The organism is Bradyrhizobium sp. HKCCYLS2038 (assembly GCF_051167655.1).
Lineage (GTDB): Bacteria > Pseudomonadota > Alphaproteobacteria > Rhizobiales > Xanthobacteraceae > Bradyrhizobium.
Map to the genome: position 1 here is coordinate 861,195 of NZ_JBNPTM010000004.1, position 18,506 is coordinate 879,700.

Genomic DNA, 18,506 nt, shown 5'->3' on the forward strand with positions numbered 1-18,506 from the left:
CATCTGCCTTCGGCGCCTCGACACACCGATAGTCACCGAACGTCCCGCCCTCGATGATAGCTCGCTTAAGGTCAGCCACCTCGGCAGCGTTCGTCGGTCCATCCGTTGTCAAGAATCTACCGATGTCGAATGTATCAGTCGTTTCCGAGAGACCACCTCGCCATCCTGCAAGCGGCCCCTTACCTCTATTAATCGATCTCATGAATTACCTCGTCCATTGAATGCAGAACCATGATCGGCCTGCATGACGATGAACTAGGGCTTGCGGGGACCAACTCAATCAGCGCTTCCGTACTTCTCGAACACGGGAGGTCTACCGTGTTCGACCGAAGCCGATCACTTCCGGAAGGCCTGACCTAACTCGGATAGGATCGATTCAAGCCGAGCTTGACGCTTGGTAGTTAGCTTCATCTTTCCGGCAATCGCTTTCTTCGCTGCTCGATCGATACGCATACGAAACCGATCGATCGACCTGTCGCTTCCATATTCTGACTGCGACAAAGGATCATTTTTTAGGAACGATCGATAGAGATCACTACGAGTCTTCAATCGACTCGTCTTCCGAAACGTCATGAACCGATGGAGCAGATCGAAGTCCTTATCGTCACCGTAAACGACATCAGCCACGGACCTCTTGTTGAGATATAAATGGTCGTAAATGATTGAGCACAGGAAGGCGACGTGATGCTGATTGTTGGGATCCAATCCAACCTTCTTGAACAATAGATCCCTCTTGCGGAATAACTGATCGGCCTGCGGTCCCTGTAACAGCTCTGGGGGCAGCTCAAGACCAGACCTTCCAGCGACACTCAGCAGCATCGCAAACTCATCAATTATCAGCTGTCCACGTGGCTTCATTGTCCGACCGATGACTCTCTATTTGGAGTTCATAATGATTTTTGGCAATAGTTTAGATAAGGTCCAGAAGAGATTTCTCTGGTCCTTTTTCTAGAGATGAGACACACGTTTCTTCCGAGGATGATCTCGCACCAACACTTACTCCGCGTATGCGGGTCTATTTAGTGTCGAGGAAGACCGCCTCTAGCACGATCGTATCAATCCAGGCCTCAAATTCCGCTTTAGAACGGTCCTTAGTGAGATAGGAGGACGCTCCATCGTCTGCGGTTCGTTGGTGGAGATTGGTGCTCCAGGGCGATTCGGCCCAGGCGTTCTTTACGATCTGCGAGAACCGGACCTCCACCATGTGTGCTGGGCGCTCCATGAGAATATGTGCGTGCCATCCTCGGTCATGCCCGTATTCCAGGAACGGTATACGTCGGACTCTTCGATTGAACCGTTGGACGAGACGTCCATAGATAGCCCGGTCAACCCGCTTGCAGAGCAGTTCAACCTCACGGCGTGCTATCTGCTCGCTCAGACGAACACGGCACCCATTATCGCCTTGGACCGCTTCCTTGAAGTTTAATGAATAAAGAGAAGTGTCCGACCAGGTGGATAGCTCGCCCTGTACCCAGGATTGGGTCTCCCCGCGTAGTCGTTTGAGGAGAAGTGGATCAGCGTTATTCATGGACTAGAGCTGCTTGGGATCGATCGGCATACAATCGTCGATCGAAGCTCTTGCTTCCCACCGTTCAATTGCAGAAGCCAAGTACTCGACCCGGCATGCCTTCGCGATCATTTTGCGCTTGCAATTGGACTGCTCGCGGGCTTCGATTCGCATCGCTTGCTTTCTGGCGATCCTTTCTTGGGCGGTCTCGGATCTTTTCAATCAACGTACTCCCTATCGTTCTGCGTAACGATACCAGCACACGATTTCCGTTCAATCTGCCGCCGTTACCTTCACGAACATGACGGTCCCTTCGTGTTCGAGATCCCCCACGCGCCTCTTGGAAACCGGTCCGCCACCGCAATAACGCGTTCAACAGCACGATCGGGCAACCGAGAACATTGCCGGCATGGCGAGGATGCCTCCCTCACCGTGGCGGTTCGGCGGGTCTCGATGATTGCCGTTATCGTTGATTACCGTCGATCTTGATCAGACGCATCGGAGGTCCGGCAGCTCAAGAGAGCTCCCGCGGATAATCCGCTGGAATGCGTCCCCCGGCAAATTCGGCCGCCGCATTCGTGCTGCGAAGCCTCGAATATTGCATTCTCCCGGCAGAGGTGCGGAAAGGTCAACGGTTGCAGAAGCTTTTTTTTCTCTGAAAGGTCGTTGCCCAGATCCCCAATTCGCGGGACGGCGGCTCCACCAACAATAGGAGCCCAACAATGGCAAAATCGACACTATCCTTGGTTTCCGTTCAGAAACCGACCGCCAACACACCCGTCCTTCAGCGGCGCAACAAGTTCACGTCGAGTATCGAGCAGCAGATTGTCAAGGTCGGTCTGTTTCGCGAGGGCAAGCGGATCTCTCGCGAACAGTTTTGGGTCGATGGGAACGGCGCAATCTATTTCCAGCTCCGGTATGGCAAGCAGCCGCTGGAGCTCGAAAAGGGCAAGAGCACGCTGAAAGCGTCGACATTCGACGACCTCGTCGAGCAGTTGGACCAGCTCAAGACGATTGCCGTGGCCGGGGGGCTCGACGACGCGCTGTCGGCCTGTGCGAGTGCAGTCCGATCAAACTTCAAGACGGCCAAGGACAAGAAGGCAGGACGGGGCTGAAGGGCTCGGCTCAGCTTTTTGGCGACCTCTTTGTAGGCTTTTGGAAGAATTCGGCGGGCTCGACGTCCAAAACAGACGCGAGCTTACCTATGATTTCTAGCCCGACATGGGGAATCGCTCGCTCCACGCGGCTGAGATAGGCCCGGTCAATCTCTGCGTCGTGCGCCAATTGCTCCTGAGAAATCCCTCGGGAGTGCCTTATCCGACGCAAGTTGATCGCAAAAAGCTGGCGCAGGTCCATAGACCAGCCAACCGCGTTGTGGTCTATTAACCCACGGCTTTAAAGCCTCAAACGTCATCCTGACTTTGCAATCCAGACGGACCTCATGGCAATGGATTTTCGCCCGCCCCACTCATCACCATCGGGCACCGGACTCGCATTGGCCGCCGCTGCCACCGTTGGTCTCATCCTCGGGCTGGCGGCAGCATCGAATCGGCTGCTGGACGACTTAGGGATCGCTGATAGCCCTGGGCTATCGATCGACCAAAGGAAGGAGAAGGCACATCGCAATCATGCGTCGTGGTTCCAACGGTCGGCCGCACTGTTAGCGGTGAAAAAAGACCGCTTCCCGCCGCAGGAATATCCGCCGATGCCTGCATTTTCGACGCTGGAGATTAAGTCCCTCGGCGATCAGGATGTCACGGTCATGGATGTCGTAATAAACAACAAGCGGGAGTGCATCGGCGTCATAGCATCGCTTCCAAAGAAGCTCGGGACGGGCGATGCGATCACGGTTTTACCGCAATGCGATCCAGTCAAAGTCGTCGTCTCCACGGACCACGGCGAGCAATTGTTCACATGGTAGGAATGAACACGCCTAGCACCGAAAGCCGCCACGAGGTCGGATACTTACCGCTGTGCGCGAGCGCAAACAGACCAATGACATCAAGCAACAATCGTTCGCCTGCCGCCGCATACGGCAGACCGCAGGTTGGCCTCTACTGCTTCATTCCAAGTCGCTCCGCGCAAATGCTGCCGAGCTGGACACCAGTTGGGATCGGCCCGTAGCAAAGTCTACTGTCCTTGTCTTCGGTGTCGAGATTTTTGATCCTTCCGTTCTGCGATGCAACAACATTGACCTAGCATGCATACGCCCGCGAGCTTCCTGACGCGCTGGATTGACCATCACACGAGACCGAAACCGAACTTCCACTCGCTAGCTGGAACGGCGAACGATGGGTAGCCGACCGTCGTTGCCCTGTGGGATTTCTCGCCTCCCTCACATCAGTCTGTGAGGGCATCTACTCCCCCTTGCGCTCCCGCTTGGGTTGAGTAATCTATCGCGATTTGATAGGGGAGATTTCGATGAATAGAAGAACGATGCTTTTCTCCGCCATTTCGACTGCATCCATATTCTGTACGCCCAGCTTCGCCCAATCTGCCCTAGAGATGGATGCAAAAAGGATCAGCGACCTGCCCCCTCTACCAGCTGATCTCGTGACGCAATCTGGCGAACCAGCTGCTCCGTACGCGGATCTCGGTCCAGTGGGTACAGCTAAGCCGAGCGACACTGAAAAGAACAGAGCGTACGAAATATTGCTCCAGGCTCCCTTCGGGGTACCTCCAATAGAGGTTGCCCAGTACTTTTTGGCAGTTGGTGCGGGTGCTTACGGGGCAGAGTTACGGCCGTTTGCACGAGAATGGCCTGTGCGAGCGAATCCGTTAATTGCCCACTTCTTTTCATCAACCCTCACCAAGCCCGAAGGAGATAGCACGGCTTGGTGCGCAGCATTCATGAATTGGTGCTTACTTAGGTCACATGCCCAAAGTACGGATGAAATTGGCGCTTCACCAGGGTACTACTCAGTCTCTGGAAAACGGTTTAGTGACGACAATTTGAAGAGTTTCAGTACGCACAGCGCCAGCTCGGGATCATTTAGATGCTGGCCAGACATCCAATCTCCAAAGCGTGGCGATATTGTTGTATTCAAGAATGCGGGCACCGACGGTTTGACCCCAGCTTGCCAAGGGCAAGGGCACGTAGCATTTTTCCTCAGCGTGCCGCGCTCTGGTTGGGTACGAGTGCTTGGAGGCAATCAGAGCGATCCCGGAAGTGGCGGAGCTATAACCGTCGCTGAGATGCAAACCGGGCCGGGAAGCCGGTTTATGAAGTACGTTAGTCCGAAATGAGACACTCCCATGGGGCGGCGCAATTGTGTCGGATTGAGCTTTTTGGCAATCACAATATTCTGTGGCGCCTCGTCGAGCAAAGCTGATGGTCTAAAGCGAATCATCGAAGCTTCTTTCCGGAATGCGATTGTTAAGGTCGATGTCAGTAGCCAAACTCCGATCATAAAGGACGGAAAGAACCTCTGCTTATCTGAGGGCACCGGATTTCTTTTGTCCTCAAGATATGTAGCGTCCGCCGGCCATGTATTCGACGTGGATCGGGGCTGCGGCGAGCTAACTATCGTTTTGAAATCTAGACGTAACAACATTGCACGAGTTGCAAAGCTTGTTGCGTCGGCCGACGACGTCGCGCTCTTGGCTGTCGACGATCCTTTCGCGAGTCCAATGTGTTCTATTACGCTGATGGACGACGTCTTCAACTCTGACGGCTTTCGAATCGGCATACCAGGCGGGCTCCAAGATCCTGTCCCGAAGGAAGTTGTAATCGGAATGGATGGAGAGGAATGGAAGCCGCTCGTGCTACTGACTCCGACCCCGGCGGAGGAAGGTGAGAGTGGTGGGCCGATACTCGTTGACTTCAATGTCGTCGGGATTTTGAAAGCTAAGCATAAGCAATATACCGGCTACAGCTTCATGACGAAGGCGAGCCTGCTTCGGAAGATAATGCTCGAGCAACGGATCGCCTTAGATGGCTCGATTTGCAATCCCGTCAACATAAGGATGATTGGCAACGCTGCGAACGTTCGTGCCGACCACAGTCTGAGCGCTGAGGACCAAGACTTAGTTCTAAGTGCCATACAAAAAGCAGCGACAGCCAAGTCGGCGGGAGCCCAGGACAAAGTGAAGGTGGTGTCTGAGGGCTCATCTATTTCGATATCGGGTGTCCCTCACGTTGTCATTCGCCAGCAATGCACCAACATTCTTGGAGGCTTTCGCTATTGCGTCCCGAAACCAGAGATTCAGGACGATCCCGTCGCAGCCAGTGCGGCTGCAAACCAGCTTGCGTATGAGATCAAAAACCAAGCCGCCACTACTTTGTGGCGAGACCTCAAGAACTAACGTTGTCAATTTGGGACGAACTTTCTGCCGTCAGGGTTCGTTCCGATGTTTGCGGCCTCGACGAAGAATATAGCTATAGCTTGGGTTATCGGTGCGCAGAATTCTTGAGGATCGACTCGTCTTTTGAGCTTCTTTGCGAGTACGCATGCACAGACATCTTCGTAGCTACTCGGTTCGTTGCACCAAATATCCCCGCTTGCTTAGCGCCTTGATTCTATCCGCGCTACCTTGCGCCCCTTTGCTATCTACTGGTGTGCTGGCGGAAGCATTGAACCTTGGCCCGCTCGAGTCGCGAATGAGCATCTTCGGTGCTAATATTGATCCTACAGTCAACATATCTGCGGATATGCTGACGACAAGGGAAGGGCTTTACGTCAAGGGCGAGATCATCGCATCTCTGCGGGCGGATAAAGCTGCTGATCACTTGACCCAAATCAGTCGAAAAGTTCTGCCCCAGCAATTTCAGTTCAATTCTTGCACATTCGAAATTCAGAGCGCCACCTCGTTAAGCTTTACCGTTGTTGGAAACACTGGTGACCTTCAAGGAAGTTTTCATGTTGCGCCGCACGGCTGCTTGCTCGTGCCAGGAAATGTCTCAATCAGTATGCGATTCGCACCAGCCGTGGACCGGGCAACCTTACGCGTCCGCGTGGCTCGGATTAAGGTGGTTGTACCGTCGGTGTGGTCATTGGTTGGCTTCATCGCGAATAAGGATCCTTCGACGCTGATCGCTGCCGAGGTCAAAAGGATCGTCGAAGATTATAGATTCTCTATGCCGCCAGTCGATCACGTACGTGCGGCTCTCCAGGGAGCGAGTTTGGATCAAAAGGCAAATGAGCTGGTGGTTCGGATCCGGATGGATGCTCAAGTTGCGAAACCGGCCCTCCTTAGTATGTTGTTGAAGTCAGACGCAATCAAAGACTTCTCATTCAATTATCCTTAGCAATGCCAAGCAAACCATTTTCAAGAGCAAGTCGACGGGCGCAAGGCGCAAGATGTTCGCGCCCCGCTGAGCTACTAGCGACGCATGCAACCTCGCCGCAGCGAGCTTACAAGTGATGCCCCCGGTCGAGGAACCCGCTCATCTTGGGATCGGATAGCAGCGCCTCTGGCAAGCGCCACTTTTGGTCAGTCTTGATGCAGAACGATCTCCATATTCGATCCCGAACGCACCGCAGCGGTTAGTCTCCCATCCCAGGGGCGCCACCGATCGGACCGATCGCCGCAGCCATTTGGAAAGCTTTTCTTAATTTCCCCGATGATGCCGGTCATTGCGACCTCTATCATGAGATTACCGATTACAAGCTTTTCTACCTCGGTCGTCTCCCGATCAGTGAATCCGACGATCAGATTCACTAATTTCGGGGCGGCGCCGCCCGAATCAAACTCGATCAACATTTGGCCGGAAAACTTCTCTGAAAGCACTTTCGGCGGTCGCATGAAACAGCCGAATCTAATCATCTTGCCGAATGGCCACGATGCCAGCTTTGATGCGACATTCTCTCTTTGCGCCCCGTTGCTCGTAGGCAGCAAGTCGGGAGAGTCAAAGCTTTCAGTAGCAATACGTGCATCGAAGTAAGAGCCCAATTTCGTGGATCTTTGGTCGGGCGACATTTGCGGCAGACGAGCAAGCAAGGCCCCAAATTCATCCAGAAATCGCTCGATAGCGGTCCAGCGGAGACGATCCGTGTTGTCTCGTGTTTCAGATCGTGGCTCTGAGGAGTTTGTATCGACGTTGCCAACACGTGGTAACGGGTCGGAGATGTTGAAGGTCTTTAGCATCGCCCTTTCCGCTGCGTGCAGACATGGCTCCTTGAGCGTGTTGATAGTGCCAGCACCGAAGTCGCTGATGAGGCGGGCAAGCAATACCGCTCGTTCCTCTTCTGTAAAAACAACACGCAACGCATTTCGAAGGTTGGTACAACCTTCAACAGCGTTCTTGAGATCGGAGCTTGGGAGCAGCGATTTCCAAGCAGGAGCTTTCTGATCAAGATAGCTTGACAGATTCAGCGCCGTATTTTGCGATATTATACCATCAAAGGCGGCCCCAGAATTTTGGACCACATCACCTGCAAACTCCAAAAATACAGAACGTTTGCCTACCCGCGAGAGTATGAAGCTAGCTCCGCCGTCAACCTCCACGGTGATCGATTTCACATCTTTCTCGAAGACTATCTGCGGTTTTGAGGTTTGTACTTCATCGAATGATGACACGATCAAGTCAATGTCGGATTTGCTCTCTGACACTTTCGTACTGACGTTCGCTGCTGCTGTTACGAGCGCAGCGCCCTCTGGACCGCCTCCGACAACAAAGCCTATGAAGCGCGAGAATAGACGAAACGCTGCATAAGTGGCATCGGGGATTTTGGCCTGCTTTGATTGAAGAAGCTTGAACTTGAGTCGCAGATCGACGTCGAACGGGAGATTGGTTGCCACGAAATCATTGCACCCTGCGACCTCTGTGAGTTGTCCCGCAGCTTTCGTAACCTGCAGTACGGGAAACGTTGCGATAGCGGCAGGTGCTTGGTTCGCACCGAGTATCTTTTCCACTTCGACCGTAAGAGCCAAGTCGCGATCCTCGCGGATCAGGCCAATGTTCCAGGACTTCTCGACAAAACGTCGAGCAAATTGGAGAAGTCCAGTCGACTTGCAGTCGATTTTCAAGTCTGCGTAGTAGAGACTTTTGATAGTAGCAAACTTCTCCACTTTTTTTCGGGAGATCATTTGTTGAAAGTTGGACGACGAGACGACCGATGGTTTAGGATCAAAGCACGGCCAACGGAATGTGCATTCAGCCCGCGCTGAACTCGCGAAAAAGGAAAAGAAGAAGAGAGTAAGTATCAACTTCATGGCCGCCCCCATCCCCTAAAGAAAGCTCAATCATACAACCGTTACGGGTAGTTGGAAGGGGAGCGGAAACAATTTTTCTATGAAACGTTTTTCTACTGAAGGTGCTCATCGACGGGAGGCAGCGGCTATCTGGCTTTCTTCACAGGAGAGACGTCGCCTAGGGACATTGAAAATTAGCGCGTGGCCTGTCTCTCAGGCGATCTGAGGTAATGCGTCCGTTGGTTGCGGATATGGCGCGCGATCTTTTTCCACCTCGCGAGCGTGGTGGTTGTTTAAAGGCCACTTCACATCATACAGGCAGGCTCTTGGAAGAGGCCAATTGATGATTAGACCGCAATCAAGGGCACTTGCTAGCTGCGGGACCGTCGATTACGCCCCATAGATAAGTGTCTCCTGAGTATTGATACGACACAATGCTCTTGAGCTTGATCGATTCCCCGCGTTCTAAAACTCGGATCTCGCAATCATTGATGCCCTTGGCACGCTCAATCTTCGGTGGCCCTCTACGCACTCGGAGGTTGACTTTGGAAGTGGCAATCGAGATTTCTCTTGGAAGAGTTTTGCCATCGGCATTAGCAACTGATATCGCTTTTTTTAGAAACTCGCAGCCGAACGGAATGTCGCCTGAGTAGGTGTCGGCCTCGCACTTCGCTTGAGAGCGCGTTCCGACGTACACAACATTGCCGATTGTTTTCAAGCTTGCCAGTGTCTCTGGCGACTGTGGTAATTTTTGAGGCAATGCCTTTGGATGCTGAATAATCGCTTCCCTCTGCCCCTCTACGCTCGTGACCACTATCTGCAGTGCTTCAACAGCTTTCTTGTCGCACTCCCCGAGACAATAAGATGGCGGTACGGTGCCTTGTGAAGTCGGCAATTGATCCCGGGGAGCAACCAATTGTTGCACTCGAAAGCTCACTGCTTGAGTGAAAGCGAATATCGGTCGCGTTTTTCCTACTGGATATAGGTCGTAAAACACATGAGCAAATGGCGAACCAGCGGCAGCGCCCTTGCCTGGAAGGCTGTCGGCGGCCGCCTGATTGAAGTCGGCCGAAAAAAATAGAAGCGTATAACCGGAGTACCGCTCGATGACTTCGCGGCCTAGCCCGCCATCCTTAATAGGCCCCCTCAACTTTGTTGAGTAGGGATTGGTTCGGCACGCATCTATTACAAAAATTGTAGAACGTGGTGTCCTTTCATGAAGCTCTGAAACCATATCTCGCAATACCAGAAACTGATCTTTTAGAGCTAGTAAGCTATCGTCCGCCTTCGGCTCGGGCACGTCTAACGGAAGAAGGTAATTCAGGCCATTGAAGTCAATTGCATGTCCCGCGTAATAGATCAGGACATCATCCTTATCTTGGATGCTTTTGACAAACGGACCCCATTTATCTCGAAAATCTTTGCGGGTTTTAGCGGCGTCGTCGATGACTGTTAGAATATAGTCGTCTTGAAGCCGCGTCGTTATGAGTTTTAGGTCAGTTTTGACACCCGGCAATTTTGTCCAGCTGTATTCTGAAAAGCCGATGATAAGTGCTCGCTTTGCCGCATACGACGACTCTGTCGCGAAGTGCACAAATAGGAAAATTAGTAGCGCCTTTAACAATCTATCTTTCATGCATTCAACCCCTCCTTGAAGAGCAGAGCCTCTAGCTGCCGCCGAGTTGCCACGCCAATTACATCTGGGGTCGTCCAAAGCCTTCGCATCGCTAGGAACTGCTCAGGAATAGAACTAAAACTCTTGTCCGCCATCAATCGGCTAATGCGGCGCATCTCGGTATATCGAGGACCTACGTTACGGAAACTGGGCCCTCGATTGTAGACGAGCGAAACGAGAGCCCCCAAGGAATCATCGGACAGCTCATTTGCATTGCTCAAAGAGTTCAGAGTTGCTGCAACGTAGACTGGAAGAACCTTTTCGAGAAATTGGCGATTCGCAACGTCCCATGGCACTCTAATATTTGAAAGCTTGGGGCGAAGGTTATTAGCGTCGTTGCCTATGACGTCGCAGGCCATGCTTAGCGTTTTAATGTCACTGTCTGGTATGTAGCCTTTCCAATCTTCCTGGAGGAATTCCGGAGAGACATAACCAACGTCATACCCAATGCCAATTGTGATGCCCGAGGCACCCCCGGGCTTGATAACACCCTGGTATTTCTTTTCGTAAACAGACTTGCTGGTGACCTCAAACGCCACAATTAGATTTATCGATCTTTGCGATATCTTGCGATCACTTCTTTCTCGACTTCTTACGGTCCCCCGAGCGACAGGAACTTCTTCTTTCAATCTGCCGAACTCTTGGGTTTTAGCCAGCAGATTTTCGTTTGAAAGCAGCTTCGTGAATTCGACATCAAAGCCGTGAACTTGAGCGCTTGCGCAGCGATATCCGCTTGATACGAACAAACAACTCAGCGCCCCCCCTATGAAATAGCGCCTATCCAAAATCATTTTGCACCTGCTAAATACTGCTGTTCAACTAGGGCGCGAGTGTATGTTACCGCATCTCTGCTTGTCAAAACCAGCCAAGAGTAGCCTGGCGATATCCAACACGCGGTTACCGGTAGCTGGTTCGCCGTGGGCAGCGTCGCCATGAAGCCAACAATTGTGGGTGACAGGCATCGGCATGCGAACTGATTCGCAGTCTCTTCAAACATAAACGCTGATTTACGTTTGACGGGTCGGGTATTCTTTCACTTCTTCGAAGCCGTTGACCTTGCGACAGTCAGCCTTCCGGCGGCGTTTCGCGCATATCTCGCTTCTTCAACCATAGAAAGCTTCAGTGCCTCGAACTTGCAGGCGCAAACATTCAGGCCAACAACACGTCCCTTCTTTCTTGTAATTTCTATCATGTTGAAACCGCGCAAAGTATCTTCCCCGCGATGCACGGCCAACTCTCTTGTTGTCGACGCCGTGACTTCTAAGAACGATACTCCGCTGCGATCCTGCAACGTGCATAGATTGGCATGCACGTGCCCACTGAGGGTCACGATGCTTCCTAGGCCCTCGTCAAGGTTCTTGAGAAATACGTCTTGATTTTGGATCACTTCGGTCGGATCGCTGGACGTGAGCGGATGATGCATCAGGCCCACAACGATCGCATCCGGTGCGTCACTCTTCAGATTTCTCACCTCTGCGATCATTGACGCCATCGATCGATCGCTCACAGTCTTGGTGGGAACCGACCACTCGTTCAGATTCTCGCAAGTATTGTATCCAAACAATACGAGTCCAAGATGCCGATACACGCCAGACGTCCAAAACTGATGTTTGCCGGACCATTGATCCGATTTCAGCAGCTCTCGCGCAAACTGCCTGAAAGGAGCAAACGCATAAGGACGCAATTCAGAAGCCCCCAGCTTACCCGTAACATCGAGGGAACTGTTGCTCGGGCTTGAGCCTATCTCAATATGACTAGACCATCCCAAAGGCCAGCAAACGTCGTGATTTCCTGGAATGAGCAAGAATCGTTCTTCCGTCCAATTTGGATCAAGCTTCTTTGCAAACGCATTTAACCACTCTAAGGCGAGATCGTACTCGCTTGGTAACCCCCGATGAGAGAGATCTCCGGTAAGTGCGATCAAGTGGGGCGGAGCGTTCCACCTGCGAAACACTGCTTGCGCAGCACGCTCGGTTTCCGCCGCGAACGCCTCGGGCGCCTTCGAACCGAAGTGCATATCCGAAAGTTGAAGAATTCGAATCGCTTCATCAGCTTCCAGATCCATCGTCGAAAACTTGTAACGCTTGTTTATCTCGGCCTCGATCCACAATCGAATCAAGTGCCTTCGCTCCGCCTGCTCAAGCTCCTCCCACGTGAAGATCTGCGCGATCGTATGGGTACCTAGCGCCTGTCGGAGTCTGTCAAAGTTCGGCCCCCAATTACTACTTATGAGGAACACCGGACATCGGTTATTGACCATCTGCAGCATCAGTCCTGCATCTACCGACCATCTAGCAAGGACAAAGTCCATCAAAACGGCTTGGATATTTGCTGTCTTCAACGTCTCGACTAGATCGCCAGGTTTTTCCAAGAACAGAAGATCGAACTCTCCGGCAAGCAATTGATAAATCTCTCGTCTCTTCCTTGGCCCGGACCGAGCACTCTCCTCGAGCTCGTCATCAACTATAAGGAGTCTAAACTTCATCACGACCTCCGTGCCAAGCGAGTCCCGCAAGAGTCGGTATTTCTATAAACGTGTAGAAGATTCCAGTTTTCGCATCAGTCTTACAGGACACGCCGCCGCCTCCGAGATTTCGGATATGCAACGAGCTTACTGTTTCGCGTATCCCGCACTCCGTTACCTGGCCCTCGCCGACGCCTGAGCCCGCATTCGCCAATTCGATAGTGACGGAAGTACCGTTCTCAGCTGAACTAATCTTGGTCCACATATCAGCTACTCCCCCACTCGAGCCTGGCCAGGGACAACTAATCGGTTTAGTCGAATGGACAACATTTGAGAGAAGCTCAAGTATTGCCTGAAAAACGATGCTATCGCGATACACATATAGGGGCTTGTCCGGAGCACGGTCCGGTACGTGGACAATGTCCGGCGGCATTCGGCCAAGCCATGCTCGCGCGTAGGGCTGTTTCGACTTTACGTGGTCGTTCCACTTGTGGATCAGCTCGTAGATTGCGTCGTCGACCAGCTTCGCGTTTCTCTCTCTGGACGAAATTTCAACCGTTAACGCCGTATTGTAGCTGAGCTGTAGAGATGGTCTACCAACGAAAAGGAACTCGTAAATACTCTTTAGTTCGTCGCTCACCTCCGCTTGCGCTTCATCTCGACTTAGGTACGCAACAGCAGCCAGTGATGGATTCGTATCCGGAGCTAACTCACCAGAGTTAACCAGCTTGCGACTAATTTCCTCCAACCGATTGACAAACTGCAGAAGATGTCGCGAGTCTTTAGCAGGATCTAGACTAGTTCTTGCGACCATCTCAGGTGTAAGAGAGTTCAGTGCGCTTGCAAGTGCCCTTAGCATCAAAATCGTTCGGCTCAGCTCGCGCTCAGTTACTGGCGGTGCCGTCTTTAGCAGATCGATCAAAACGCCTCCGTGGATGCTCAGCTCGCTCCAGCCGAATACTTGAAAGATGCGACTGAGTGATTCTCTTAGGCGAGTGGACGATCTTCTAAGCACCTGGAACAGGCTCCAGCTCTTATGATCCTGTTGATTGATCTGATTTGTTCCCCTGGATGCATCAATCATTACTGCGGCGAGCAGCGCGTCATCATTAGGAAACCCGCCCTTCTCGACCTTCGTTACGATGTGTTGCCAAACGGTCGATACAGTCGACGAATCCAGTTGTAAACAAAGTGCCGCAAGGGATGTCGCGTTGTTGACCTCGGAACATTCCCAAAGAAGATCGACAATGCGATTTAGTCTTTCAATGCGATCCATAAATGACAGCTCCTCCCAAAAGAGGAATGTCTGTGCAACGATGATCTCGATTCTTGTTTGCACATCCATTGGGGACCCATTTCTAAATCGCCCCCCCTTCGCTTTCTGTAACGGATAGTCCTTTCGCGTAGTTGACCGACATATTTCCACTGCAATAGCGGCGCGGCTTGTCGAATAGTTATGGCGAACCCGGTGTTCTACCACTGTACCGTCGCCCAAGCGCTCCATGCCGAACCTCGTCCAATCGCCGTCTGGAATCGCTTTCGGTGATAATCCCTTTTCCATCGATAGCTGATCAACAGGTCGGACCGACCATGATTCAATCCATTGTTGTAGCCTTGCACGATGCAGACCCTCGGGCACGCGCGACTTGAAGTCTCTGCATCGGTCTAGCGTAGAGCACAACGGACAACGACCGTCGTAGCCTAAAGTCGGCACATCCCAGCGCCAGAGTCGAGGGTGATACTTTGTCTTTAGCTTTACGAGCCTTCTTTGATTCGGAGTGCCACGTCGGTCAACAAGTGCGAGACTTCGAATTTCGAGGAGCGCCCGCTTCGGAATGACGTCGATTTCCTTTAGCGCTTCCCACAGGCCTTGTATGACCTGCGTCAACTGCTCCATTGTCCGACCTGTTATCTCCCCATCGTCCAGCTGAACAATTAAACCGCCGTCCTTGAACCGTGCCCTTAAGCGCCCACCAAGTCTCTCGCGCTCAATAGGTGATATCATCAGCGGTGATACCGATGATGAGCTTGTTGCTTGCAATGAAAACATCTCGGGTAGATTGCCCGCACCACTTTGAAGTAGCCGCTTGAGCTTATCGGTTACCCGATTCCGTGGATAAACCACGAGGATGCCCTTATTTGTGAACTCCTTGCTCCAGCTTGTGAGGATCTTAGTGATCCACGGAATGACCGGCCCCTGCCCTCCGACTTCGAATTCTAGCGCCTGAGCCAAATCAACCGTGATCAGATCGTGGTGCCTGCTATACGTCCAATGTCCCATACGAAGGATCTGCAAACGCTGCCAGTAGTCGTACATCTCGTTTGGACTTGAACCATAGAGACTTTTTCCCAGCTTACGACTTGCCGGCGTATCAAACCTAGGAAGAGGTATCGACGATTCACCTCCTCTAATTAGGAACGCCGACCCTGCTATCCGCTCGAACCGCTGAAGGGGAACTCGAGGTGGCGTAGTGGGTGGCGTCCAGAGGAGTGCGACAAGGGAGCGAACAGCCGAGGTTGCCATCGGGTGCCTCATAAGGTGCACCCACCCCACTAGATTGACGTCAAATCGTCGTCCAATACGTTGGGACGTGCTTCCACTGACAAGAATACTACCCACGCCAACCGATTTTGAGTCTTCCGCCCAAGGGACTGATTTCATTCCGTCAAATGTCTCGAACTCGTCGCCGAGATACGACGACGTAATCGCGTCTGACGTAATAACTCTGTGTATTGCGAACGCGGCGATGGCCCTGCGAGCAGCTCGACGGGCGCTATCAAAGGCGGTCGACCACGACATGGCAATCGGAATATCGATGTAACCGACGAGCTCGATCGGTTCACCCGTAGAACTTGACCACACCACCGGCTCGTTGAGATATGCATCGCCGAGCGTTTCCCAAAACTGTTTAGTATCCGCATCGCGCAAGATGCTAGCCAACTCGGGGGCAGCGATTTGCGATTCGCTACCAAGAATGAAAGCTCTTGCTAGATCCTTGTCCGGCGTTAGATTGCCGATGCTCCCTAACACTTTGAACGCAGCGCATACCCAATCCTGAGTTATGCAGACGACGGTTAACTCTCTCGGTGAGCCCAGACTCTGATGCTGCAGTACGAGCGCAATATCAATGGCTAGTAGTGGTGATAAATCAGCATATATGATTGTTCTGACTTGCGCAGCGCTGGTTCTGATCGCCATTATCTCTTCGAGAACATCCGCTTTTCTTAGCGACCGCGACGGCCGAATTATCACTACTGTGCCAGAGATGCTTGCTGCGAACTCAGCGAAGCGTTTACCTCGGTCAAACGACTTATTGCCTTCTTCTCTTAGATCAAGAATGGAGAACTGACTAAGAAATACGGAGCCGCTCGTGGTCTCGAGCCTGTCTCTGACAGACTCGAGCTCTTCGTAAGACGGGCGATGAAAGAACTTCGGAAATTCCAATAATTGCTCTTCGCGTCCAGCTGGCGATGGTTCGAGTGCGAAGTGCAGTGCCGTTCCAGATAGACACTGGTCTACCTCTCCTCGAAAGTTGCGATATCCTGCTTTCAGCTCGATGCGTGGCCAAGGGAGATGCTCTCCCAGCCACTCACCGGAGCTATATACTCTCACAAAGTCACCGCGGTCACCGCTCGATCGATTTTGAAGCAACAGTCCAATATGCTGCAGGCCGGTGACCGTGGTTTTTCCAGCTGCCGCTCTATCTCTTTCTTTGGAGAGCGCTTCACTAAACAGCCTTGTACCAAGTTCTAACAGAGGCGCCTTGGCGTCTGCTGAAAGCTTGGTGGTCAAGCCACATCCAACATCACAGACAAATATCTCAAGCCACCCCGGCTGACGTGCTGCATTGTTGCGATTCAGGGCGGGGCAATGTTCGCGCTCCGCGGTACGTGCGGTACTCCATTTCAAGAACTCAAGACGGTCTTCTGGCGTCCCTGTTCGGATCCTAGCGAATACACCTCCGTAGCCATGCGCGTCTTCCTCGTTATAGGCGTGCTCAACTATATTATCTAATGCTTCCGCTAAGAGCTGTCGCAATTTGTGGACTATTGAAAGTCTCTGACGGCTACTATTTGGCATCCAGCGGTTAATTCCGATGACCGCCTCGTCGACCAGCCGATCAACAGTGTCCGCAATTCCCCTTCGGGCCTGGCCTGACATCCGCAGTACCTCTGCCTTGATGCATTCAGCATTTACGTAAGCCGGCAGAATCTTACTCTTCTGGATCTGCAGATCTAATTCTGGAAGGGTGTCAGTCGAAAAGGTCTGCCCTTGTAGCCGTAAGACCGAGAACGAAGAAAATAGGCGTGTGAACCCATGCAATGACGCAAATATCAAAAATCGATCTCGCTCGTTGTTCTTGATCGATCCGAGCGACGTTCTGACTGAAAGCGATGGTCTTCTACTTTTCTCCCGGCTAATCAAACACGCTATTGACAAAAGCGGCAGAGGGTCGGCCCAACGAGTGGTCGAAAAGTCCAAATCTACTTTGGAAACAATAGGAGAGCCCAGCAGGGTCTGAAGCCTGCCTCCAATAAATGCCCAATTATCATCTCGTAAGTCTTGGCCCAAATCCACAAAAAGGTGAGCGGGACTACGCAGCGTTAGCTCAGGAAATTCCATTGATCCCACCGATCAAAATATTCGGTAGATTGCACCACGACCTAAATGTACGCAAGGATTGAATGGCCCAATGATCCTACCTGCTTACCCCAGGGGCATGCCCGCCGTGGCGCAAAAGACCTGAACCAGTTAGCCCAAGCAGCATTCCGGTTCAGAGATTTTTCGCTACAGACTCCCGGCCACAAACATCGGCTCGATCCCGTCCACGACCTTCCGGACGATCCTCAATGGATTAGCTGTTCGACGAGCAGTGGCATTCCCACTCGATATCTTATTTCGGGCATTAGTATAGGATTGAGTTCCTTCACTCATTCTGAGATGGCACTCCGAGTGGTTAAGATGACAGCGAGAAGCCTGCTTGCTCCATGTTATTAGGTCGGCGTCGAGGCCGTCGGAGGTCACGCGAACAGCTTCTCTCGATGGCCAACGCTTTGATGATCGCTCCGATCATACACAGCGCAGTAGTTGATGCTGTTGTCTTCTTTCTCTGGCCTAGGAATATATCCTCTAGTTTGAGAGGACGTCATCATGGCAAGATACATCGCGTACTATCGCGTCTCGACGGAGCGCCAGAGCAAATCAGGTTTAGGATTAGCGGCACAGCAAAGAATCATACACGAATATGTGGCCAGCGCTGGATGCCTAATCGGCGAATTTCGTGACGTTCAGTCAGGTAAAAACGACTGTCGCCCCCAGCTACGTAGTGCTATCCAGTTGGCTAAGCGCGAGAATGCGAATATTTTGATTGCTCGACTCGACCGCTTTTCTCGTCGCGTCAGCTTTATTGCGAGCATCCTCGAGCAAGGCATCGGCCTCGTCTGTGCCGAGATGCCCAACGCTACGGACTTCCAGCTGCACATCTTTGCTGCCCTCGCACAGGAAGAGCGCCGACCAATTTCCGAACGGACGAAGACGGCATTAGCCGAGGCGAAACGTCAGGGCAAAATTCTCGGTTCAAATGGAAAGAATTTGGCCGCACAAAACCGCAGGGCCGCTGACGAATTTGCATCTCAGCTCAGGCAAAATGACCTTGCCCCCAAGTTTTATCCAGGTCTCAGTTCGTTCGGGCGGTTGGATTTGCCCATCCGGGCGGTGGTAGCGG

The 18,506-nt window shown here is 52.3% G+C and carries 14 protein-coding genes; 6 read left to right on the forward strand and 8 right to left on the reverse strand.

Annotation, left to right across the window (positions count from 1 at the left end):
• Positions 1-336: 336 nt before the first annotated feature.
• Positions 337-819 carry a hypothetical protein gene (locus ACQR1I_RS21880; RefSeq protein WP_434866603.1) on the reverse strand — a complete coding sequence of 161 codons (483 nt, stop codon included), beginning with the start codon at positions 817-819 and terminating at the stop codon, positions 337-339.
• Positions 820-1,531: 712 nt separating this feature from the next.
• Complete coding sequence (locus tag ACQR1I_RS21885) at positions 1,532-1,729, reverse strand: hypothetical protein (RefSeq protein ID WP_434888830.1); 198 nt, start codon at positions 1,727-1,729, stop codon at positions 1,532-1,534.
• A 500-nt stretch (positions 1,730-2,229) separates the two neighbouring features.
• On the opposite strand from ACQR1I_RS21885, the gene ACQR1I_RS21890 reads away from it, so the two are divergent.
• Positions 2,230-2,622 (forward strand): hypothetical protein, encoded by a 393-nt coding sequence (locus ACQR1I_RS21890; protein ID WP_434866604.1) that lies wholly within the window; start codon positions 2,230-2,232, stop codon positions 2,620-2,622.
• A 10-nt stretch (positions 2,623-2,632) separates the two neighbouring features.
• On the opposite strand, the gene ACQR1I_RS21895 is transcribed toward ACQR1I_RS21890, so the two are convergent.
• Positions 2,633-2,863, reverse strand: coding sequence for a helix-turn-helix domain-containing protein (locus tag ACQR1I_RS21895; RefSeq protein WP_434866605.1), 231 nt, complete (start codon positions 2,861-2,863; stop codon positions 2,633-2,635).
• A 91-nt stretch (positions 2,864-2,954) separates the two neighbouring features.
• On the opposite strand from ACQR1I_RS21895, the gene ACQR1I_RS21900 reads away from it, so the two are divergent.
• The 4 genes from ACQR1I_RS21900 to ACQR1I_RS21915 all read left to right on the forward strand — a co-directional run bounded on the left by ACQR1I_RS21900 (position 2,955) and on the right by ACQR1I_RS21915 (position 6,755).
• The gene (locus ACQR1I_RS21900) at positions 2,955-3,428 is read left to right on the forward strand and encodes a hypothetical protein (protein WP_434888831.1); all 474 of its coding nucleotides are present in this window, start codon (positions 2,955-2,957) and stop codon (positions 3,426-3,428) included.
• A 584-nt stretch (positions 3,429-4,012) separates the two neighbouring features.
• Positions 4,013-4,753: a CHAP domain-containing protein gene (locus tag ACQR1I_RS21905; RefSeq protein ID WP_434866660.1), complete on the forward strand. Its 741-nt coding sequence runs from the start codon at positions 4,013-4,015 to the stop codon at positions 4,751-4,753.
• A gap of 9 nt (positions 4,754-4,762) precedes the next feature.
• Positions 4,763-5,812: a S1 family peptidase gene (locus ACQR1I_RS21910; RefSeq protein ID WP_434866607.1), complete on the forward strand. Its 1,050-nt coding sequence runs from the start codon at positions 4,763-4,765 to the stop codon at positions 5,810-5,812.
• Positions 5,813-6,107: 295 nt separating this feature from the next.
• Complete coding sequence (locus ACQR1I_RS21915) at positions 6,108-6,755, forward strand: hypothetical protein (RefSeq protein ID WP_434866608.1); 648 nt, start codon at positions 6,108-6,110, stop codon at positions 6,753-6,755.
• A gap of 185 nt (positions 6,756-6,940) precedes the next feature.
• On the opposite strand, the gene ACQR1I_RS21920 is transcribed toward ACQR1I_RS21915, so the two are convergent.
• The 5 genes from ACQR1I_RS21920 to ACQR1I_RS21940 all read right to left on the reverse strand — a co-directional run bounded on the left by ACQR1I_RS21920 (position 6,941) and on the right by ACQR1I_RS21940 (position 17,404).
• Complete coding sequence (locus ACQR1I_RS21920; RefSeq protein ID WP_434866609.1) at positions 6,941-8,662, reverse strand: hypothetical protein; 1,722 nt, start codon at positions 8,660-8,662, stop codon at positions 6,941-6,943.
• A 337-nt stretch (positions 8,663-8,999) separates the two neighbouring features.
• Positions 9,000-10,277, reverse strand: a complete 1,278-nt coding sequence (locus ACQR1I_RS21925; RefSeq protein WP_434888832.1) for a caspase family protein — start codon at positions 10,275-10,277, stop codon at positions 9,000-9,002.
• Positions 10,274-11,107 carry a hypothetical protein gene (locus tag ACQR1I_RS21930; RefSeq protein WP_434866611.1) on the reverse strand — a complete coding sequence of 278 codons (834 nt, stop codon included), beginning with the start codon at positions 11,105-11,107 and terminating at the stop codon, positions 10,274-10,276. Before ACQR1I_RS21930 ends, ACQR1I_RS21925 begins: the two co-directional genes overlap by 4 nt.
• A gap of 242 nt (positions 11,108-11,349) precedes the next feature.
• Complete coding sequence (locus ACQR1I_RS21935) at positions 11,350-12,801, reverse strand: metallophosphoesterase family protein (RefSeq protein ID WP_434866612.1); 1,452 nt, start codon at positions 12,799-12,801, stop codon at positions 11,350-11,352.
• On the reverse strand, positions 12,791-17,404 hold the full coding sequence (locus ACQR1I_RS21940) for a hypothetical protein (protein ID WP_434866613.1): 4,614 nt from the start codon (positions 17,402-17,404) through the stop codon (positions 12,791-12,793). The genes ACQR1I_RS21935 and ACQR1I_RS21940 overlap by 11 nt, the downstream gene beginning before the upstream one ends.
• A 528-nt stretch (positions 17,405-17,932) precedes the next feature.
• Here ACQR1I_RS21940 and ACQR1I_RS21945 point away from each other — a divergent pair.
• Positions 17,933-18,506: recombinase family protein (locus ACQR1I_RS21945; RefSeq protein ID WP_434888833.1), on the forward strand; the 574-nt coding region annotated here is incomplete at its 3' end.